Source organism: Pseudoalteromonas sp. BSi20495 (assembly GCF_000241185.1).
Taxonomy (GTDB): domain Bacteria; phylum Pseudomonadota; class Gammaproteobacteria; order Enterobacterales; family Alteromonadaceae; genus Pseudoalteromonas; species Pseudoalteromonas fuliginea.
The window spans coordinates 11,972-33,274 of record NZ_BADY01000015.1 but is presented as its reverse complement, the minus strand read 5'-3'; the positions used below and the strand labels follow the sequence as shown (position 1 = coordinate 33,274).

Annotated in this window: 15 protein-coding genes; 6 read left to right on the top strand and 9 right to left on the bottom strand. The window is 40.5% G+C overall.

Annotated elements, in window-relative coordinates; all coding sequences use genetic code 11:
* Position 1 precedes the first annotated feature (1 nt).
* The 3 genes from dnaE to lpxB are packed head-to-tail and all read right to left on the bottom strand — an operon-like array spanning position 2 to position 5,245.
* Entirely contained in the window at positions 2 to 3,493 is a 3,492-nt protein-coding gene (dnaE, locus tag P20495_RS17975; protein ID WP_008133896.1) for a DNA polymerase III subunit alpha, read from the bottom strand.
* Between the two features lie 2 nt (positions 3,494 to 3,495).
* Positions 3,496 to 4,098: a ribonuclease HII gene (gene rnhB, locus P20495_RS17980; RefSeq protein WP_008133895.1), complete on the bottom strand. Its 603-nt coding sequence runs from the start codon at positions 4,096 to 4,098 to the stop codon at positions 3,496 to 3,498.
* A complete protein-coding gene (gene lpxB, locus P20495_RS17985; protein ID WP_007376798.1) occupies positions 4,088 to 5,245 on the bottom strand; it encodes a lipid-A-disaccharide synthase in 1,158 nt (385 codons plus the stop codon). The genes rnhB and lpxB overlap by 11 nt, the downstream gene beginning before the upstream one ends.
* Before the next feature lie 299 nt (positions 5,246 to 5,544).
* Here lpxB and P20495_RS17990 point away from each other — a divergent pair, with 299 nt between their 5' ends.
* From P20495_RS17990 to P20495_RS18015, 6 genes are all read left to right on the top strand, one after another.
* A complete protein-coding gene (locus tag P20495_RS17990) occupies positions 5,545 to 7,128 on the top strand; it encodes a cytochrome ubiquinol oxidase subunit I (RefSeq protein WP_008133891.1) in 1,584 nt (527 codons plus the stop codon).
* Positions 7,125 to 8,264, top strand: coding sequence for a cytochrome d ubiquinol oxidase subunit II (gene cydB, locus P20495_RS17995; RefSeq protein WP_008133890.1), 1,140 nt, complete (start codon positions 7,125 to 7,127; stop codon positions 8,262 to 8,264). The genes P20495_RS17990 and cydB overlap by 4 nt, the downstream gene beginning before the upstream one ends.
* A gap of 12 nt (positions 8,265 to 8,276) precedes the next feature.
* Positions 8,277 to 8,441: a cytochrome bd-I oxidase subunit CydX gene (cydX, locus tag P20495_RS18000; protein ID WP_008133888.1), complete on the top strand. Its 165-nt coding sequence runs from the start codon at positions 8,277 to 8,279 to the stop codon at positions 8,439 to 8,441.
* Complete coding sequence (gene cydD / locus P20495_RS18005; RefSeq protein WP_008133886.1) at positions 8,431 to 10,224, top strand: thiol reductant ABC exporter subunit CydD; 1,794 nt, start codon at positions 8,431 to 8,433, stop codon at positions 10,222 to 10,224. Before cydX ends, cydD begins: the two co-directional genes overlap by 11 nt.
* On the top strand, positions 10,217 to 11,962 hold the full coding sequence (gene cydC, locus P20495_RS18010; protein WP_008133884.1) for a thiol reductant ABC exporter subunit CydC: 1,746 nt from the start codon (positions 10,217 to 10,219) through the stop codon (positions 11,960 to 11,962). Before cydD ends, cydC begins: the two co-directional genes overlap by 8 nt.
* Positions 11,963 to 12,529: 567 nt before the next feature.
* The gene (locus P20495_RS18015; protein WP_008133882.1) at positions 12,530 to 14,506 is read left to right on the top strand and encodes an RICIN domain-containing protein; all 1,977 of its coding nucleotides are present in this window, start codon (positions 12,530 to 12,532) and stop codon (positions 14,504 to 14,506) included.
* Between the two features lie 62 nt (positions 14,507 to 14,568).
* On the opposite strand, the gene lpxA is transcribed toward P20495_RS18015, so the two are convergent.
* The 6 genes from lpxA to rseP all read right to left on the bottom strand — a co-directional run bounded on the left by lpxA (position 14,569) and on the right by rseP (position 21,303).
* Entirely contained in the window at positions 14,569 to 15,339 is a 771-nt protein-coding gene (gene lpxA / locus P20495_RS18020) for an acyl-ACP--UDP-N-acetylglucosamine O-acyltransferase (RefSeq protein ID WP_008133881.1), read from the bottom strand.
* Positions 15,340 to 15,341: 2 nt separating this feature from the next.
* Positions 15,342 to 15,794 (bottom strand): 3-hydroxyacyl-ACP dehydratase FabZ, encoded by a 453-nt coding sequence (gene fabZ, locus P20495_RS18025; protein ID WP_007376807.1) that lies wholly within the window; start codon positions 15,792 to 15,794, stop codon positions 15,342 to 15,344.
* 27 nt (positions 15,795 to 15,821) lie between these two features.
* Positions 15,822 to 16,844, bottom strand: coding sequence for a UDP-3-O-(3-hydroxymyristoyl)glucosamine N-acyltransferase (gene lpxD / locus P20495_RS18030; RefSeq protein WP_008133880.1), 1,023 nt, complete (start codon positions 16,842 to 16,844; stop codon positions 15,822 to 15,824).
* Between the two features lie 7 nt (positions 16,845 to 16,851).
* Positions 16,852 to 17,370 (bottom strand): OmpH family outer membrane protein, encoded by a 519-nt coding sequence (locus P20495_RS18035; protein ID WP_007376809.1) that lies wholly within the window; start codon positions 17,368 to 17,370, stop codon positions 16,852 to 16,854.
* An 11-nt stretch (positions 17,371 to 17,381) separates the two neighbouring features.
* A complete protein-coding gene (gene bamA, locus P20495_RS18040; RefSeq protein ID WP_008133879.1) occupies positions 17,382 to 19,853 on the bottom strand; it encodes an outer membrane protein assembly factor BamA in 2,472 nt (823 codons plus the stop codon).
* A 97-nt stretch (positions 19,854 to 19,950) separates the two neighbouring features.
* Positions 19,951 to 21,303 (bottom strand): sigma E protease regulator RseP, encoded by a 1,353-nt coding sequence (gene rseP / locus P20495_RS18045; protein WP_008133878.1) that lies wholly within the window; start codon positions 21,301 to 21,303, stop codon positions 19,951 to 19,953.

The following is a 21,303-nucleotide window of genomic DNA, read 5'->3' as shown; positions in this document are numbered from 1 at the left end:
ATTAGTTAAATTCCAGTTCTACATCTTGCGCCGCCATTAGCGATAACTTATGAATTAAGTCATCACTTGGCGTAACACACCATTCGATCCCAAGAGTTAATTGTACCAACGCATCTGGACGTTGGTAATAAACCTTGATCGGACACGTTCCCATTTTGTAGGGTTCGAGTACTTTTTGTAATTTATCGAAGAAACCAGCCTCGATTTGCACCATGTTCAGCGTCATTTTAATCGCTTTAATACGCTTTTCACGCGCCTGAGCAATGGTGTTTATTTCTCTGGCGGTCATTGTAATACCACCAGAGAAGTTATCAAAGCTGACCTGTCCAGATATTACCAAGATATTATTAACTTGGAGCATATCTTGGTACTTTTCAAACTCGTCTGAATACAAGCGTACATCAATGCGTGCACTCTTGTCATCTAAAGTTACTAAGGCCCAACGATTTCCTTTTTTATTAATTAACACCCTAGAAGCAATCACCAAACCAGCCGCTGTGGCAAACACATCGCGATTAGTAGGCTGTAAATCAACTATTTTCCCACTGGTGTAATGCTTAAGTTCACGGCGGTATTGATTTATCGGATGCCCTGTTAAATAAAGGCCTAGGGTCTCTTTTTCGCCCTCTAACCATTCGTTATCAGTGAGGCCTATGGCTTTAATAAAAGCTTGTTCAACTTCATCAGGCTCAGTGGCTAATAAACCAAACAAGTCACTTTGCCCTAATAGCTCAGCTTTGTTGTGTTGGTCGGCCGCACGCATTGCACTTTTTAAACTAGCCAATAACGTAGCACGTCCAGGTTGCGTTTTTTCAGGCCCAAGCTTATCAAGTGCGCCTGAGTAAATTAATTTTTCGGTCACACGCTTATTTAAGCGTTTTAAGTCAACGCGGGCACAAAAATCAAATAAATCTTTAAATGGGCCGCCTTTTGCACGCGCTTCTAGGATTGCATCAACCGGTGCTTCACCCACGCCTTTTATCGCGCCAATGCCGTAAACAATTTCACCTTCAAGGTTTACTGTAAACTTAAACTCACCTGCATTTACGTCTGGCGGTAATAAGGTGAGTTTCATGTTTTCACATTCATCCACCAAAATAACTATTTTGTCGGTGTTATCCATATCGGCCGACATTACAGCAGCCATAAACTCTGCCGGATGATGGGTTTTCATCCACAATGTTTGATACGAAACCAGTGCGTAAGCTGCCGAGTGAGATTTATTAAATCCGTAACCTGCGAACTTTTCTACCAAGTCGAAGATTTTTATCGCGAGCTCGCCGTCGATACCGTTATTTCTTGCGCCATCTTCAAATGTTGAACGCTGCTTTGCCATTTCTTCGGGTTTTTTCTTACCCATTGCACGGCGAAGCATATCGGCGCCGCCTAGCGTATAACCTGCTAGTACTTGCGCAATTTGCATTACTTGTTCTTGATACAAAATAATGCCGTACGTTGGATCAAGTATTGGTTTTAAGCTTTCGTGCTGATATTGCGCATCAGGGTATGAGATTTCTTCTCGGCCCAGCTTTCGGTCGATAAAGTTATCTACCATGCCTGATTGCAGCGGACCTGGGCGGAACAAGGCCACAAGTGCAATCATATCTTCAAAGCAATCGGGCTTAAGTCGGCGTACTAAGTCTTTCATACCGCGCGACTCTAGCTGGAATACAGCAGTCGTTTCGGCGCGAAGTAGTAGCTCAATACTTTTTTTATCATCCAGTGGAATAGTGTTTATATCGACAGGGTCTTTACCTTGGCGCTCCATGCGCACGTTGGTCATATCGACCGCCCACTGCAAAATAGTCAGTGTACGTAAACCCAAGAAATCGAACTTAACTAAGCCTGCAGTTTCTACATCATTTTTATCAAACTGTGTGACCGGAAACTTACCTTCGTCATCGCAATAAAGCGCGGCGAAATCGGTAATCGTGGTTGGCGATATTACTACGCCACCAGCGTGCTTACCGGCGTTACGTGTACACCCTTCTAGGATGCGACACATGTCGATTAAATCTTTTACTTCGTTATCGCCATCGTAGGCTTCTTGCAAGCGCGGCTCTATATCAAACGCTTTAGCAAGTGTCATCCCAGGGTCCCCTGGAATCATTTTTGAGATACGATCAACGAATCCATAAGGATGCCCAAGCACTCGCCCTACATCGCGTATTACCGCCTTTGCAGCCATAGTACCAAAGGTAATAATTTGCGATACCGCATCTCGACCATACAAAGCCGACACGTGATCAATTACTTCGTCTCGTCTATCCATACAAAAGTCGACGTCGAAATCGGGCATTGATACACGTTCAGGATTCAAAAATCGCTCAAAAAGCAAGTCGAATTCAAGTGGATCCAAATCGGTAATTTTAAGCGCGTACGCAACTAACGAACCCGCACCTGAACCACGACCAGGTCCAACCGGAATATTGTTATCTTTACTCCACTGGATAAACTCCATTACGATTAAGAAGTAACCTGGGAATCCCATTTGGTTAATTACGCCAAGCTCTATATCAAGTCGTTCATCGTATTCAACGCGTTTTACTTTTCGCTCTTCTTCATCGGGGAATAAAAACTGTAGACGCTCTTCAAGGCCGTCTTCTGACACTTTAACTAAAAACTCATCAATCTTAAGTGAGCCAGTTGGGTAATCAGGTAAAAAGTAAGTCCCTAATTGCACAGTTACATTACAACGTTTAGCGATTTCTACGGTGTTTTGTAGCGCTTCTGGAATGTCGCTAAACAGCTCAGCCATTTGCTCTGGTGTTTTTAGGTATTGTTCTTCAGAGAACCGTTTAGGCCTGCGTTTATCATCAAGTGTGTAACCGTCAAAAATAGCAACGCGAATTTCGTGCGCTTCAAAGTTTTCAGGCTTTAAAAACACTACTTCGTTGGTCGCTACAACAGGTAACTGCTCTTTGGTAGCAAGCTCTACCGCCATGTGTAAGTAATCTTCTTCAAGCGGTCGGTTAGTGCGAACAAGCTCAAGGTAGTAGTTATCGCTAAAATGCTGCTTATAAAAACTAACAACTGATTCAATTACAGTCGGATTATTTTTTAATAACGCTTTACCTAAATCACCGTCTTTAGCACCCGAGAGAATAATTAAGCCTGCTTTTAGCTCAACTAACCACTCACGGTCAATCACAGGGCGATGAAATACATGCCCACGTTGATACGCTTTAGATATTAATAAGGTAATGTTTTTATAGCCGTCGTTGTCTTTGGCTAATATGGTTAAACGGCTTGGCTCGTCAGGAAATTCTGGGCTACGAACCCAAAAATCAGCACCCACTATAGGTTTAATACCGGCATTATGTGTTGCGCCATAAAAGCGCACTAAACCACAAAAGTTCATTTGGTCGGTAATCGCAATCGCGGGCATTTGCAGCTCTTGCGCTTTTGCGACTATTGGCTTTGTTTTAGCAAGGCCGTCAACCATCGAAAAATCTGAATGAACTCTTAAATGAACAAAATCAGGAGCAGCCATGCTTAGCCCTCACCATTGGCTTGCGCCAATACACGCTGCACAGGTTTAAAGCTTTTACGATGTTCGTCAATCGCGCCGTACTGCTCAAGCGCTGCAAAATGCGCTTTAGTTGGATACCCCTTATGCCCTGCAAAACCATATTCAGGGTGGCGTTTATCAAGCTCAAGCATTTCGTCATCGCGCGCTACTTTAGCTAAAATAGACGCGGCTGAAATTTCTGCCACTAGGCTATCGCCTTTAACAACAGCTTGCGCTGGCATAGTGAGTTTTGGCAAACGATTACCATCTATAAATACAAATTCAGGTTGCGTACTTAATGCCTCCACTGCGCGAGTCATGGCAAGCATAGTCGCGTGTAAAATATTTAACTCATCAATTTCTGTTGGATTGCAGCGACCATACGCGTAACACAATGCTTTTTCTTTAATTTCAATTGCAAGTGCTTGGCGTTTTTTATCCGTTAATTTTTTAGAATCTGCTAAGCCAGCAATAGGTTTAGTGGGATCTAAAATAACGGCGGCAGTAACTACATCACCAACAAGCGGGCCGCGCCCTACTTCATCTACACCAGCAATTAGGGTTACATTTGGTCTATCAATTTGCATTTATTAACTCCGCCACAGCGTTGGCTGCTTGTTCACTGGCATTTAATCTAATTTTTTCGTGAATGGCTAAAAAGCGTGCTTTTAGCGCTTTGTTATCTGTGTTGAGCATAGGGGTAAGTGCGTTTGTTAAGTTAGTCACATTACACTCACTTTGTAAAAACTCAGGCACTAGCTCTTCGTCGGCTAATAAATTAGGCAGCGAAAAGTACTTAATATTAAACGTAAATAGAGTTTTAAAAATCCAATAGCTCAAAGGCTTTATTTTATAACCCACTACCATTGGCTTTTTATAAAGCATGCCTTCAAGTGTTGCAGTGCCCGACGCTAATAAAATAGCATCGGCAGCTTGCATCGCTAATTTTGATTGCCCATCAAGCAGATTAACATTAAGGTCAGGCGCGGTGGCGTTTAATATTTCAGTAAACTGCGCTTTGCGCTTTTCGTTTACCAGTGGCACCACAATTTTAAGATTTGGGTTTTGCGCTTGCAGCTTTTCAGCTGTTTTAATGTAAGTTTCACTTAGTAAACCAACCTCAGAGCCTCGACTACCAGGTAGCAATGCCAGTACTTTGTCATCAAGGCTTAAGCCGAGTTCTTCACGCGCTTTGCTGTCGTCGTGTTCAAGTGCTATATCGTCTGCCAAGGTATGACCCACAAACGTACACGGTACTTGATGCTTATCATAAAATTCTTTCTCAAAAGGCAACAATGCAAGAACTAAGTTAGTCGCTGCACTTATTGTATGAATTCGCTTTTCGCGCCACGCCCAAACAGATGGACTTACGTATTGCACCGTTTTAATACCCGCATCTTTGAGCGGCTTTTCTACTCGCAAGTTAAAGTCGGGTGCATCAATACCTATAAATACATCAGGTGGGTTATCTACAAAATGCTGCACGAGTTGTTTACGTATTTTAAGCAAACGCGGTAAACGCCCTAACACTTCAACAAGCCCCATTACCGAAAGCTCATCCATGTCGTAAAGTGTTTTACAACCCTGCGCTTGCATTTTAGGCCCCGCTATCCCTTCAAAAATAGCGTCCGGAAAGTGCTTTTGAAGGGCTTTAATTAAGCCTTCACCTAAAATATCGCCCGACAGTTCACCTGCCACAATACCAATTCGTAGTTGTTTTTTATCTTTATTCATTTGATTTTATTTCACAAGTAAACCAGGCGTTCATGCTTATTAGTTTACCGTGTTTTACTGTTTGATTAAACGCTTTAAATAACTGGTTTTTTATCACCTAAGTTAAGCCTTTATGTTGTTTGTTTTTAATACTGATGTAGCATAGGAAATATATTAAGTTTTACTAATATACATATTGACAAAAATTGCACAAACGTAAATAATATTACAAACTTTCAGTAGTTACTGAAAGTTCATTAAGCATTAACTTTGCCAATTAAGCATTGCCCTGTTAATCCGTCACTCTCAAGGAGCCAATAATGATAGATGAAACCTTTGTGGATCTATCGCGATTACAGTTTGCTGTTACCGCTCTCTTTCATTTCTTATTCGTACCGTTAACGATAGGTATGACCTGGATTTTAGTTATTATGGAATCGGTTTATGTTATGACCGGTCGCGAAATTTATCGCGATATGACTAAGTTTTGGGGAAAATTGTTTGGTATTAACTTTGCAATTGGTGTGGCGACAGGCCTTACCATGGAATTTGAGTTTGGTACTAACTGGTCTTATTACTCGCATTACGTAGGTGATGTTTTTGGAGCTCCCCTAGCTATTGAAGGTTTAATGGCATTCTTTTTAGAATCGACCTTTGTAGGTATGTTCTTTTTAGGCTGGGACAGACTCTCTAAACGCCAACATTTAGGTGCAACCTTTTTAATGGCCATTGGTACTAACATGTCGGCGCTGTGGATTTTAATTGCCAACGGTTGGATGCAAAACCCAGTAGGCGCTGAATTTAACTATCAAACCATGCGCATGGAAATGACCAGTTTTGCAGAGCTTGTGTTTAACCCTGTAGCCCAAGTTAAGTTTATTCATACTGTATCGGCAGGTTATGTAGCAGCGTCTATGTTTGTGCTAGGTATAAGCAGTTGGTATATATTAAAAGGCCGTGATTTAGCATTCGCTAAACGTTCTTTTTCAGTCGCATCAGGCTTTGGTTTAGCGTCAATTTTATGTGTAATTTTACTCGGTGACGAATCAGGCTACGAAGTAGGCGAAGTCCAAAAAGTGAAACTTGCCACAATTGAAGCCGAATGGCACACAGAAGAAGCTCCAGCTGCGTTTACCGCATTTGGTTTTCCTGATTCAGAAGAGCAAGTAACACATGCGGCGGTTAAAATACCTTACGCACTTGGGTTAATTGCTACGCGCTCACTTGATGAGCAAGTAACGGGTATTAACGACCTAGAAAAACAACATGAAGTACGTATTCGTAACGGTATGATTGCTTATAAATACCTTACGATGCTCAGAAACGGTGAAGATACGCCAGATAATATTGCCAAATTTAATACTCTAAAAGATGATTTAGGTTATGGCTTGCTACTTAAGCGCTACACACCTGATGTTGTAGATGCTACCGAGGAGCAAATTCAAAAAGCAGTTAAAGACTCTTTTCCTAAAGTAGGCCCTATGTTTTGGTCATTTAGGATTATGGTTGCCTGTGGTGTGGCCATGCTTGGTGTATTTATATTGGCATTTTACTACAACGCACATCGCGTTATTGAGCAAAAACGCTGGTTGTTATGGGCTGCCGTATTGAGCATTCCACTACCTTGGATAGCGATTGAATTTGGCTGGATAGTTGCTGAGTATGGCCGTCAACCTTGGGCTATATCTGAAATACTGCCGACCTTTTTAGCCACGTCGTCACTAACAGTAAACGATATTTTAATTAGCTTAACTGGGTTTGTTATTTTCTATACTGGTTTAGCCATTGTTGAAGGTTGGTTGATGATCCGCTTTGTTAAGCAAGGACCAAGCTCGCTACATACTGGTAAGTATCATTTTGAATTACCAAACAAAACTGATCAAACTGAAGGAGAGCAATCATGATTTTTGATTATGAAACATTAAAAATGCTTTGGTGGTTGATCATTGGTGTGCTGCTTATTGGTTTTGCTATTACCGATGGCATGGATATGGGCGTTGCTATGTTACTTCGCCTCGTTGGTAAAACAGATTCAGAGCGCCGCGCAGTAATAAACACAATTGGCCCGCATTGGGATGGTAACCAAGTATGGTTTATAACTGCAGGCGGCGCGTTATTTGCAGCGTGGCCTATGGTTTATGCTGCCGCGTTTTCGGGCTTTTACTTTGCCATGATGCTAGTACTCTTTGCTTTGTTTTTTAGACCACTTGGGTTTGATTACCGCAGTAAAGTAGGCTCAAAACGCTGGCGCAATAACTGGGATTGGGGCTTGCTTGCAGGCAGCGCGATCCCAGCATTAGTATTTGGTGTGGCGTTTGGTAATTTATTTTTAGGCGTACCGTTTAATATTGATAACCTTATGCGTGTTAGCTACCAAGGTTCATTTTTTGGCTTACTTAACCCATTTGGATTACTTGCAGGTTTAGTAAGTATTACCATGTTAGTTGCTCATGCTGGTATGTGGTTGCAACTTCGAACAGCAAGTGTGGTCGCAGAGCGTTCGGGTCAATATGGTCGCTATTCGCTTATTGTATTTATTGTGTTATTTGCTGCAGCTGGTTTTTGGGTGGCTAATTTAACAGGTTACCAAGTTGTATCTATGGCTGATACACAAAGTCATGCAGACCCTCTAGCTAAAGTAGTCACTACAGCGCAAGGCGCTTGGTTAAGTAATTACAGCACACGTCCGTGGACAATGACCTTCCCTATTTTGGCCTTTGCAATGGCATTAAGTGCACTTGTGTTTTCTAAATTAAATAAACCAGCACTTGGACTTATTTCAACAAGCTTAATGTTAATTGGCGTGATTATGACGGCCGGTGTTTCACTGTTCCCATTTATTATGCCATCTAGCAACAACCCGAATATTAGCTTAACAATTTGGGATGCGGTATCGAGCCATAAAACGCTCAATATAATGTTTGTTGCAGTGTGTATTTTTGTACCACTAATTTTGTCCTACACTACTTGGTGTTACGTAAAAATGTGGCGCAGAGTAACGGTAGAAGAAATTGAAAACAACACTCATGGTAGCTACTAAGGAGACTAAACAATGTGGTATTTCGCTTGGATTTTAGGTGTACTTTTAGCCTGTACCTTAGGTGTAATAAATGTAATGTGGTACGAGTTTCATCAAAATAAAAACAGTATTGCTGATGATGAACAACCCATGCACGATTTATTAAACGAAGCTAACTCGACCAAAGATGACGACTAACCCCCGACCAGATCGCGCGCAGCAGCAATCACTGCGCGCTTTTTTAAAGCGTCAAAGTAAACCCGCTGCAGTGTGGTTAAAGTTAAGCATTGCATTGGGTACTTTTAACGCATTACTAATGATTGCAGGTGCTTATTTACTGGCTCAAGCTATTCATAATGTAATGTTTGAAGGTAATAACTTAGCCCAAGTTACTTATTTACTATGGCCCTTAGCAGGCATTATTTTATTACGCGCAGTGTTTTTGGCGCTAAGTGAACGTTTGAGTGCATTTGCTGCACTTAAAATAAAATCGGCTATGCGCCAAACACTTTTAAATAAGCTCAGTTTACTTGGGCCAAGCTATATAGAACAACACGGCCAAGGCGCTACATTAAATACCCTACATAATGGCGTAGAAGCACTCCACGACTATTATGCTAAATACCTACCCGGAGCTGCTTACAGCGCACTTATTCCGCTGGCAATATTGGTTGTTATTTTTCCGACAGATTATAAAGCTGGGCTGATATTTTTATTAACCGCCCCGCTCATTCCCTTTTTCATGATTTTGGTAGGCTCAAAAGCAGAGGCTTTAAACCAAAAACGCTGGAAGCAACTTGCTGTACTGGGCAATTACTTTTTTGACCGCGTACAAGGTTTAACTCAACTCAAGCTATTTAATGCAACACGTACCGAGCTTAAACAAATAGCTAAAATTTCAGACGACTTTAGACACGCGACACTCGATGTTTTAAAAATCGCATTTTTGTCATCATTTGCACTTGAGTTTTTAGCTACCATTAGCGTAGCACTCGTTGCCGTAATTATTGGTTTTAGATTGTTTTTTGGTACTCTTGATTTTGCTACTGGCTTTGTGGTGCTACTTTTAGCGCCTGAATTTTATTTACCACTGCGCCAGCTAGGTAGCCATTACCATGCACGTTTACAAGGTATTAGTGCGGCGACCGATATGGTTGCCATTTTAAATGCCCCACTGCCAAGTGACGAAAGTGAGCCCGTAACTACAAGCGCACCTGAAAACAATTTAACTTTAAATACAATTAATTCAATAAGTATTACCGACCTTAATTTTATATACCCAGATAGTAACGAAGGGATTATAAATATAAATTTAACACTGCCAAATAAAGGCTTAATTGCCGTTGTGGGCAGTAGTGGCTCAGGTAAAAGTACCTTGTTTGATTGCCTACTAGGGTTTCACCCTGAGGTAATTAAGCACCTATCTATTAATGATCAGAGTTTAAGTACAACCGATATTACTTACTTGCAAAATAATATTGCATGGATACCACAAAAAGCGACGCTATTTTACGACACCATTGCTGCCAACATAAAATTGGCCAAACCCACTGCCACACAGCAAGAGCTTGAACATGCAGCAGAGCAAGCTGGTGTGCTTGAATTTATAAATACCCTACCCGATGGTTTTAACACACTGATAGGTGAGCAAGGCGAAGGACTTTCTGGCGGTCAAAAACAACGTATTGCACTGGCTCGCGCATTTATAAAACAAGCACCAGTCTTAGTGCTTGATGAACCCACAGCGCACCTTGATAGCCAAACAGAGCTGCTTATTCAAGATGCTATTAATGAATATGCTAAAAACAACTTAGTGTTAGTTATTGCCCATAGATTAAATACCGTTAAACATGCCAGCAATATCATTGTGATGCACGATGGAAAAATAGCTGAGCAAGGTCACTTTGAAACACTTGCAGCGCAAAATGGTGCATTTGCTAACTTACTAAAAACGGCTGAACAAGGAGTGGCGCATGCGTAATTTTATCCGCTTATTAAAGCTTTGTGCTCCTCATTACAAAGCTATGCTATTGGGTACATTTTTAGCAACGATTACGGTATTAGCTAATGTGGGCCTGTTGGCTATATCTGGCTGGTTTTTAGCATCAATGGCCGCTGCTGGTATTGCGGGTGTACAAATGAATTATTTTACTCCTGCCGGCACGATTCGTTTTTTAGCTATTGTGCGAACTGCATCGCGCTATGGCGAACGCCTAGTTACTCATAACGCCACGTTTTTATTACTAAGTGAAATACGTACCAATGTATTTGCAACGTTAAGTAAGCTTAACAATGTTGATTTAGCAATGAGCCGCAGCGCTGATTTAGTTAACCGATTACAAAACGATGTAGACGCACTCGACAAATTTTATTTAAACGTTTTACTGCCTATGTTGGTTGCTCTTTTAAGTGTGCCAATCATCATGCTGTTTATGTCGGCCTATAATGGTAACGTCGCCCTTATTTGCTTTACTGGCATTGTGCTTATTGGTGTGGTTATACCTGCCCTACTCAGCGCAAAGCTCACTAAAAACAGCCACAAAGAAACACAACTTAGTGCACAACTTCGCTCTGAGCTTTCAGATACACTCACAGGACTTAGAGAGCTTAGTATTTATCAAGCCCGTTCGCAGCAGCTTAATAAGTGCGACGAATTAAGCGAGCAGTACAATCAGCAATTATTTATTCGCCACAAAGCACTGGCAAACTCTGATGGGTTAAGCTTGTTGGTTGTTCAATTAGCCATGCTTGCTAGCATAGTAACCATTGTCCCACTGGTTTACGCAAACAGTATGGTAAATGTAGAGCTTGCTATGTTGAGTTTATTTGTACTGGCAAGCTTTGAAAGCGTATTGCAACTACCTAACGCATTTATAGCGCTTCCAAGTGTTTTAAAAGCAGCAGAGCGATTGTTTACACTTGAAGATAAGGCTGCTAGTTCGCAAATTGAAAGCACACATATAGACGTTGATGAAAACTTTAGTGCGCAAAACCACACATTGCTACTTAACAATATTAGCTACCAGTATGGTGAGCAGACGGCACTAACGAATGTTAATTTTGAACTAAAGCCCCAGCAAAAAGTAGCGATTGTAGGTAGAAGCGGCAGCGGTAAAACGACGCTTGTAAATTTACTAACTGGTTTATGGCCTTTGCAGCAAGGCAGCATAACGTTAAACAATCAAAATAACGTTGTTGACTTACATTCGTTAAATAATGATATACGCGCAAGTGTGATAAATATACTCGCCCAGCAGCACCATATTTTTGATGGCACACTGAGTGAAAATTTACGTTATGCCGCGCCAAATGCAACTAAAGAGCAAATGATTGAAGCGCTCTCATTAGCGCAATTAAGCCCGTGGTTTAATGAGCTAAAAGAAGGTTTAAAAACACGATTAGGCACTGGCGGGCGTAACGTGTCGCAAGGTCAATCTAGGCGTATAGCTATTGCACAAGCATTACTTAAAAACCCTGCTATTTTGGTTCTTGATGAACCAACAGAAGGTCTTGATAATCAATCTAAGCAAGGGGTAATGCAAGCAATAATGCATGTTATGGATAATGCCAGCGTGCTGACAATTACGCACGATCCCGCTCTACTTGCTCAAATGGATAATGTTGTGTGGTTAGAAGACGGCAAAGTAGTTGCGCAAGGCTCTCATAAAGAGCTCAGTGGCACTTATCCCAACTATGTGGCGCTCACTACTCGGTTTTAGTTAAAGTCACCTGAACTTTGGATAATAAATCCTTTAACCAGGGTTCAGGTTAAGTAACAATTCCATTTTTAGTTTTTCAGTTGAACAGTACCGCTTAAACCAACCTGCATAAATTTTTGAGCAATTTAACAAATTAAATTGTCCCTGAGCAAAACCGTACGGGCAGCGCATGTTTGGCATTTATTCTACGTTATCGCCTATTTATGGAGAATAACCACACTACATAGGCCCTGCCTTGTCTAAACACCAAGCTTACTGCTTCAAGTTCAGCCTCGAAAGATAAACAGGCCCAAAATGAAGTATTTCTTAATCGATTACAAAAAAATACTGTGATTACAAATATACACACTTTCTTAAATGCATGATATTTATATGTTATTTTATTGTAAATCAATTATTGCAAAAAAGATCGCTCCATCTAATCCTTTTTACTTATTGTTATTATTATTATTTAAAGTGAATATGCCACCGGTGGCATTTGTAGTTCAAGAATAAAACTTGTTAATGATCACTGCAGTCTTAAATACAAAAGTTTTTACACTGAAAACCATTTTAATTGGAGTTAAAATGAAAAAAACTAATATTTTAAAATACTCTTTACACACAACTGCAATATTAGCCGCGATTTATGGCGGCAGTGCCCTAGCTGCAAATGCATCTGGATATGCTTCAACAAACGGTAATACAACAGGTGGTGCCGGTGGTGATGTAGTATATGCAACAACAGGAACCCAAATACACCAAGCTTTATGTAATCGTGCATCGAGTGATACACCAATTATCATTCAAGTTGAAGGCACAATTAATCATGGTAATACAAGCAAAGTATCTGGTGATAGCTGTAACACTGGTCCTGACTTAATTGAACTAAAAGAAATTAGTAACGTTTCTATTATTGGTGTTGGCAGTGGTGCTTTATTTGACCAACTCGGTATCCATATTCGTTCTTCGTCAAACATTATTATTCAAAATGTTCATGTCCGAAATGTAAAAAAATCAGGCTCACCAACCTCAAACGGAGGTGATGCAATTGGTATGGAATCTAATGTTCGAAATGTATGGGTTGACCATGTAACACTTGAAGCAAGTGGTGGTGAAAGCAGTGGCTATGATGCACTTTTTGATATGAAAAATAATACAAAATACGTAACTTTATCTTATAGTATTTTGCGTAATTCAGGTCGAGGTGGTTTGGTTGGCTCAAGCGACAGCGATGATGCTAATGGCCCAGTAACATTTCATCATAACTACTATCAAAATATAAATTCACGAACACCTTTACTCAGACACGCAACAGCCCATGCTTATAATAACTACTATAGTGGCATACAGACATCTGGGATGAATCCACGCATAGGTGGTAAGATGCGTGCTGAAAATAACTACTTTCAAGACTCTAAAGACCCACTAGGTACTTTTTACACTAACGATATGGGATATTGGCAAGTAAGCGGTAATATCTGGGACAATATTGATTGGTCTGAAGATGAAAGTAAGCTTCACCCAGCAGGCCCAAATCCTTCATCAACTACTTCTATTAGCATACCTTATAACTATCAACTGGATAATACTCAGTGTGTTCCTGCAATTATTGCAGCAACCGCAGGTGCAAATAAGGGCTTAAAAGAGTCCAATGGTGAATGTGGTACGACTGAGCCCACAGATCCAACTGAGCCTACGGATCCAACAAATCCACCTGAGCCGACTCCTTCAGGGGAAAATCTTGCTTTGGCTGCAGGTGTAGATGGCAGCTCTAAAGCCAGCGGTACAAGTTATGGTAATGTTAAAGATGGAGATACATCCACTTACTGGTCGCCAAATTCCTCTACTGGCACAATAAATATTAAAAACTTAAATACGACAATTAATGCAGTAAAGATTATTGAAGCGTCAGGTGCTCAAGGAAATATTACTTCATGGTCGCTGGTTAATTACGATACAGGCACAACGCTCGCTAATGGCGGGGCTGTACCTAATGTAATCACCTTTTCGAGTGTAAATTTGTCAAAAGTCAGTTTCGTTATTAACTCTTCAAACTCAACACCGAGAGTTGCTGAATTTGAGGTTTACAATGGCTATAACGACTCAGGTAGTTCAGTCACTAATACCCTAGTTAATGGCGTATACAGGGTTACACCTAAGCACAGTGCTAAATCACTTGATGTAGCTAATTGTGCAAATAGCAATGGTGCTAACATATCGCAATGGTCATGGTTAAATAACGATTGTCAAAAATTCAATATATCAACGGTCGATGGTATTTGGCATAGAATTTCACCAGTTAATGATCCATCGAAGGGCCTTGATGTAGCCGCTAACTCAACGGTTAATGGTGCAAACATTGCTCTGTACACATATACCGGTAGTTATAATCAACAATTTAGATTCCAAGCCGCTGGTACAGGAAAATGGCGGATAATAAATCGTAATAGTGAACTTTGTTTTGATGTTGAGGGAAATAAAGCAAATGACGGGGCAAATCTATTGCAATGGGCTTGCAGCGCTGGATCTGAAAATCAAATGTTTGAACTAACGCGACAGTAAACTTTAAATAATAAAAAACCACCTTCGATTTCTCTAAGGTGGTTTTTTTAATTAAGAAGCCGTTATCTTACAATACCGCGCTCAGAACCTTTAACAAAGTCGATCATCAATTGCACTGCAGGATACTTTGCAGCATCTTCACTAAGCGACTCAATAGCTTCTTCAGCACCTAGGCTCTTACGATAAAATGCTTTATATGCACGGCGTACAGCCATAATTTCGTCACTTTCAAAACCACGGCGTTTCATGCCTTCTTTATTGATAGCTGCAGGGCCTGCTGGCATACCAATGGTAGTAACAAATGGTGGTACATCTTTGTTAACACCAGAATACATGCCAATAAAGGCATGTGCGCCGATTTTACAAAACTGATGAACTCCCGAATTACCACCTAAGATAACCCAATCGCCTACATGTACATGACCAGCCACACTTGCGTTGTTAGCAAAAATTACGTTATCGCCAATTACCGCGTCATGTGCAACGTGTGTATAAGCCATAAACAAATTATTACTACCAATTTTAGTAACGCCTTGGTCTTGAATCGTACCACGGTGAATAGTGGCACATTCACGGATAACGTTGTTATCACCCATGATTAATGTGGTTGGCTCGTTGTTGTATTTTTTGTCTTGGCAGGCTTCGCCTACAGACGCAAATTGAAAAATATGATTGCCAGCGCCAATAGTTGATGGCCCTTTAACAACAACGTGAGACTCAATAATACAGTTATCACCGATAACAACATCATTGCCAATATAACTATACGGACCAACTGAGACATTGTTGCCTAGTTTAGCGCCAGGTTCGATTATTGCTGTAGAATGGATCACTATTAAAACTCTCTTCTAGCACACATAATTTCGGCACTACATACTATTTTGCCGTCGACTCTTGCTTCTGCCGAAAATTTCCAAATGTTGCGACGTTCCTTTAAGAACTCAACATGAAGATGCATTGTATCACCAGGAATTACCGGTTGCTTAAAACGCGCATTATCGACTGCTGCAAACAAGTAAAGCTCGTTTTCGCTACGATTTTCAACCGTTTTAAAACCAAGTAAGCCCGTTGCCTGAGCCATTGCTTCTAAAATTAACACACCTGGAAAAATAGGCTGATTTGGAAAGTGCCCAGTAAAAATAGGTTCGTTTATAGAAACATTTTTAATAGCATGTAAAGATTTACCAGGAGTAAAGTCAATAACACGATCTATTAATAGCATCGGATAACGGTGCGGTAATAAAGCTAAAATTTCTTGAATATCAAGGCTATTTAATTCGTTTGCCAAAATAGCATCCTTATTAGTGTTCAACGTTTATGACTTAGCCAATGCTTCAAGCGCTTTAAGACGAGATTTCATATCTGAAAGGTTACGCAAGTGAGCTATTGATTTACGCCATTCTTTGTTTGTTGTATGGGGCATACCAGATGAGTAAATACCTGGTTCGGTGATTGATTTTGTCACCATACTCATGCCAGTAATTATAACACCATCACATACAGACATGTGACCATTAATTGCAACCATGCCACCAATTTGACAGTTTTTGCCAATGGTAACGCTTCCAGCAAGTACAGTGCAGCCCGCAATTGCGGTGCCTGAATTAACTTCAACGTTGTGCGCTATTTGACATTGATTATCGATAATAACATTGCTATGGATGATGGTGTTGTCCAGTGCGCCACGATCAATTGTTGTGCTAGCACCCACTTCAACTTTGTCACCTATGATCACAGAACCTAGCTGGGGTATTTTAACCCACTGCCCGCGTTCGTTCGCATAACCAAACCCATCGCTACCTATAACACTATTTGCTTGAAACAAACAATCTGTACCAATTTCGACATCGTGATAAATAGTCACACTAGGCCAAAGCTTAGTGCCAGAACCAATTTTAACACGTTCCCCGATAAAACTGTTCGGACCAATTTGCGCGTTGTCACCTATCACTGCACCAGCTTCAATGACTGCGTTAGCACCAATAGCGGCGCTGTCACTAACAATCGCTGTTGAATGGACAGTGGCACTTGGATGAATACCCGTCGAGGCTGAGCGTGGCGTGGTATCCATAAATTGCGCCAATTTAGCGTAACTTACATACGGATTAGCAACAATAATTTTACTGCCATTAAAGTACTGTGCATCGGCTTGGCTTACTATTACAGCACTAGCTTGAGTAGTCTCAAGTTGCGATCGATATTTTGAGTTCGCTAAAAATGCAATATGCCCAGAATGGGCATTTGCAAGTGTCGCTATTTTTTTTATTTCTAAAGCGCCATCACCCTGAAGTTCGGCGCCTAGAAGTTCCGCAATTTGCGAAAGCGTATAATTTTGCATGGAGTGATTATTTCTTACTAACAGCGGCTACAACTTTAGATGAAAGATCGGTAACTTCTTTAGGGTTAAAGTAAATTGTCGTGTCTTTTACTTTAACTTCATCAAAGTCGCCATCTTTAGCAATTTCTTCAATTGTTTTAATAATAACACCCTGAACTTTAGCAAGTTCTTGGTTTTGGCGTGCTTTAATTTCTTGCTCTAAAGGACGACCTTGTTCAGCAAGGTTTTTTTGCATACCTTGAATTTTGTCACGTAGTGCATCTTTTTGAACTTGGCTCATCGTTGTGCTTTCACGCTTAAACTTTTCAGCCTCAAAGCGAATATCACCTTGTAACTTTTCAAGCTCTTGACGACGTTCAGCAAACTCTGTTTGTAAAGACTGTTCGATTTTTGCCATTTGAGGAATTTGTTTATAAATTTCCTGCATATCTACGATACCTACTTTATGTGCAAGTGCACTCGCAGAAGTTCCCATAATAAGTGTTGCTAAAACAGCTACTGCTGTTGATTTAAATAATTTTTTCATAAAAAGCTCCTTTAAAAAGTGTTACTAATATTAAAACTGATGGTTTTCGTATCGTCATCTTCTTCTTTTTGCAATGGATACGCAAAACTTATCAGCATAGGACCCATTGGAGAGATCCACTGTAATGATAAACCGGTTGAAATCCTAAAACGCAGCGGATCTGAATAATCATCTAATTTGGCACGCTCATCAACACCTAAGTTTTGAAAGCGATCTACATTAAATTCAGTATCCCAAACGTTTGCCGCATCAACAAAGAAACTCGTACGGACAGAACTGGTATTTTCTTCATCTAAGAATGGCGTAGGAACAATTAGTTCCATTCCAGCTACCGCTTTAGCATTACCACCAATTCGACCTTGAGGTATTAATACATCAAACTCAGACGCACCGCCTATAGTGCCTGTTGTAGCACCGTCTGTGCCCGGTGTACCCGGAATAGACTGCGGTATACGCGATATAGCACGTGGTAATATTGTATTACGGTCAAAGCCACGAAGTTCCATTTCAGTTATACGAAAGTATTCTTGAAATGGTAATGTTTGATCATAACCATTTGTTGAACCGTAACCGTTACCATAACCAAGCGCTGCACGCGTTGAAAATACCCAACGGTGGTCATTTGATATAGGCCAATAAAAACGTGAATCGTAATTCAGTTTAAAGTACTGAAGATCAGAATTTGGCGTTGTCGCAGTTAGGTTAAGTGTTTGACGTGAGCCCGCTGTTGGAAATAAACCTCGGTTAACAGTAACGCGCGACCAACCTACACTTAGCTCATATTTATTAAAATCGAAACCAGCATCTGGGTTTTCCGGATCTAAGAATGTTTCACGCAATACTCGTGTTTGCTCATACTCAGCAATATCCGATAGCTCTTCTTTGATCCAGCGCACACCAAAGTTAATACGATTAATCGCATCAATTGGGAAACCTATATTTGTACCGATACCGTAACTTTTCGATTTGTAGTCAACAAGACTAAAGGCACTCGCATCATAGTTACTGTAAAAAATACTACTACCTTGTGATACACCATCAGGCGTAAAGTAAGGGTCAGTGTACGATAAACTTACACGTTCAGAACCCTTAGAGGTATTAATATTGAATCCAATTTGGTTACCAGTACCTAAAAAGTTAGATTCTGTCACACCAATATTAAATTGTAAGCCTTGGTAAGAACCATATGCCAGACCGGCATTAAAGCTACCGGCTGATTGCTCTTTTACTGTAAAATCAACATCTACTTGATCATCCACACCAGGGACTGGCACTACATTAAAATCAACTTTTTCCATGTAGGCCAAACGTTGAATTTGTAGTTTTGAACGCTCTAGGTTCTGATTAGATAACCAAGCACCTTCAAGTTGTGTCATTTCGCGGCGCAATACTTCATCAGCCGTATTTTGGTTACCACCAACAATAATACGACGCACATAAACACGTTTACCCGGATTAACCGACAACGTTAGCTGCACTTCTTGCTTTTCGTCGTCAATCTCTGGAATAGTACGTACTTCAGCATTTGCGTAGCCAAAACGTGCTAAGTAACTTTTAATAAACTCTTCAGAAGACGTTACTACTGAACCGTTATATAACTCGCCTGCACGAAGTGGAATAACACTTTTAATTAAGTCTTCGCGGCCAAGTAAGTCACCAATAAAATCAAAACCCTTAACTTTGTATTTTACGCCTTCAGTTAAGTTGGCTGTAACATATACTGACTCACGTTCTGGACTTACTGACACTTGTGTTGAATCGATATTAAATCGTAAGTAACCACGGTCCAAATAAAAGCTGCGAATTTTTTCTAAATCGCCTTCAACCGTTTGCTTTTGGTAACGGTCGCTGCCCATAAATTGCCACCACGGTAAATCTTGTTGTGACTCGGCAAGCTTTAATAAATCTTCATTAGAAAAAAGTTCGTTACCAACCAAGTTTATTTGGCGGATGGAGGCGGCATCACCTTCATCAAACTCTAATTTAAGCTTAACGCGGTTACGTGGTAATTTGGTTACACTAATATCAACTTTAGCGTTGTATTTACCAATACTGTGGAAGAACTCAACTAACCCTTTTTCGATATTATCGATAACAGTTTTATCAAGCGGTTCACCTTGGCGAATATCTTGTTGTTCAAGCGACTCATTAAGTTGCTCGTCTTTTATATCTTTATTGCCTTCAAACTCAATAAAGCTGATCGTAGGACGTTCTGTTACTTTAAAAATAACATTATTGCCATCACGAAGTGCTTTTATGTTGTCAAAGTGACCAGAGCGGTAAAGTGACTTTATTGTTTTTGAAATCGTATAGTCGTCAACATTATCGCCCACATTGATAGGAATATGCGTTAATGCAGCACCCAGTGCTACGCGCTGTAAGCCTTCAACTTTAAGATCTTCAACAATAAAGGAAGTTTGGCCCAGTGCTGCAAAGCTTGCACCCAATAAACTTGAAACTGCCAAATGTTTTTTTATAGCCATTTTATTATCTTTATCCTATACAACTGTATTACCGCTTAGCACCTAAAATGAATGATGCTTTACAATCGTGTTCTAATTAGTAATTGTCACGCTGTAGCTACAAACGTGATACATCATTGAACAAAGCGAAACATGTTAGAAAAATGAGTAGCAAGGCTCCCACTTTAAAACCAAACTCTTGTGTCTTTTCAGAGACTGGCTTTTTACGAAAAAGTTCAATTATGTAATACATTAAGTGTCCACCATCAAGCACTGGCAAGGGTAATAAATTAAATACACCCAAGTTAACGCTAATCAAGGCTAAGAAGCTTAAAAATGCAACTAAGCCATAGCTTACGCTAGTTCCAGCACCGACTGCAATGCCCACGGGACCACTTAAATTTTTAACAGAAACTTGGCCTGTAATTAAATTACCTATCATGTCAAAGCTAAGAGTAATCAAGCGCCATGTTTCTTTTGTTCCTCGGACAATGCTGTCAAGAGGGCCGTATTGTCTAGTCTCTACATACCCTTCTGGCCATTGTTGAACAACCGGTGCTACGCCCAAAAAGCCCTGTTCAATACCGCTATTATCAAGGCGGCTTTGCGGGGTTACTGTAATGCTTTTTATACTATCTTGTCTTTTTACACTAAATTGTAAAGATTTGTTAGCCGATTGCGTAATAAGATTAACTAATTGCTGCCAACTGCTTATTGTTTCGCCATTTACAGCCAAAATAGTGTCATTAACCTTCAAATCTGCTTGTTTTGCTGCTGAATTTTCAGTCACAGCGGCAATAGTCAGTGTTGCCTGAGGTCTAAATGGAACAATACCTAACGAACTCAGTGGCGGAACATCTTGCTGATCAAGTTTCCAACCATCTAAATTAAGCGTTTTAATACGTGCTTGTAGATTTTTATCACGAACCGTAACCTCAACGCTTTCCTCACCTAAGCTCGACATTAGTGCAAATGTAGCATCTTGCCACGTTGTTATATCGTCATCGCCAATTTTAATAATATGCTGGCTTGGCATTATGCCCGCCTGCTCCGCTCGACTCCCTTCAGTAACGCTGCCAACAACTGGCTTAACCGATTGCACACCCACCATATACATGGCAGCAAGTGCAAAAATAGCAAACAAAAAGTTTGCCATAGGACCCGCTGCAACAATAGCAATACGCGCTTGAACCGATTTAGCATTAAACGATAAGTGACGTTGGTTTTGTGGTACTTCATCAACACGCTCATCAAGCATTTTTACATAACCGCCTAGTGGTATTGCTGCAATTACGTATTCAGTATTATATTTATCGTGCCATCTTATAAGTGGTTTACCAAAACCAATTGAAAAACGCAGTACTTTAACGCCCATTTTGCGCGCAACCCAAAAATGGCCGTACTCATGTATGGCCACTAAAATACCAAGCGCTAAAATAAATGAGCCTAGGTTCCAAAAAAAATCAAACAT

Excerpts from the sequence above, each read along its gene's own strand:
- P20495_RS18015 (WP_008133882.1), top strand. The coding sequence starts at position 12,530 with ATGAAAAAAACTAATATTTTAAAATACTCTTTACACACAACTGCAATA.
- cydB (WP_008133890.1), top strand. The coding sequence starts at position 7,125 with ATGATTTTTGATTATGAAACATTAAAAATGCTTTGGTGGTTGATCATT.
- dnaE (WP_008133896.1), bottom strand. The coding sequence starts at position 3,493 with ATGGCTGCTCCTGATTTTGTTCATTTAAGAGTTCATTCAGATTTTTCG.
- lpxB (WP_007376798.1), bottom strand. The coding sequence starts at position 5,245 with ATGAATAAAGATAAAAAACAACTACGAATTGGTATTGTGGCAGGTGAA.
- rnhB (WP_008133895.1), bottom strand. The coding sequence starts at position 4,098 with ATGCAAATTGATAGACCAAATGTAACCCTAATTGCTGGTGTAGATGAA.
- P20495_RS17990 (WP_008133891.1), top strand. The coding sequence starts at position 5,545 with ATGATAGATGAAACCTTTGTGGATCTATCGCGATTACAGTTTGCTGTT.
- cydX (WP_008133888.1), top strand. The coding sequence starts at position 8,277 with ATGTGGTATTTCGCTTGGATTTTAGGTGTACTTTTAGCCTGTACCTTA.
- P20495_RS18035 (WP_007376809.1), bottom strand. The coding sequence starts at position 17,370 with ATGAAAAAATTATTTAAATCAACAGCAGTAGCTGTTTTAGCAACACTT.
- bamA (WP_008133879.1), bottom strand. The coding sequence starts at position 19,853 with ATGGCTATAAAAAAACATTTGGCAGTTTCAAGTTTATTGGGTGCAAGC.
- rseP (WP_008133878.1), bottom strand. The coding sequence starts at position 21,303 with ATGTTTGATTTTTTTTGGAACCTAGGCTCATTTATTTTAGCGCTTGGT.
- cydD (WP_008133886.1), top strand. The coding sequence starts at position 8,431 with ATGACGACTAACCCCCGACCAGATCGCGCGCAGCAGCAATCACTGCGC.
- cydC (WP_008133884.1), top strand. The coding sequence starts at position 10,217 with ATGCGTAATTTTATCCGCTTATTAAAGCTTTGTGCTCCTCATTACAAA.
- lpxD (WP_008133880.1), bottom strand. The coding sequence starts at position 16,844 with ATGCAAAATTATACGCTTTCGCAAATTGCGGAACTTCTAGGCGCCGAA.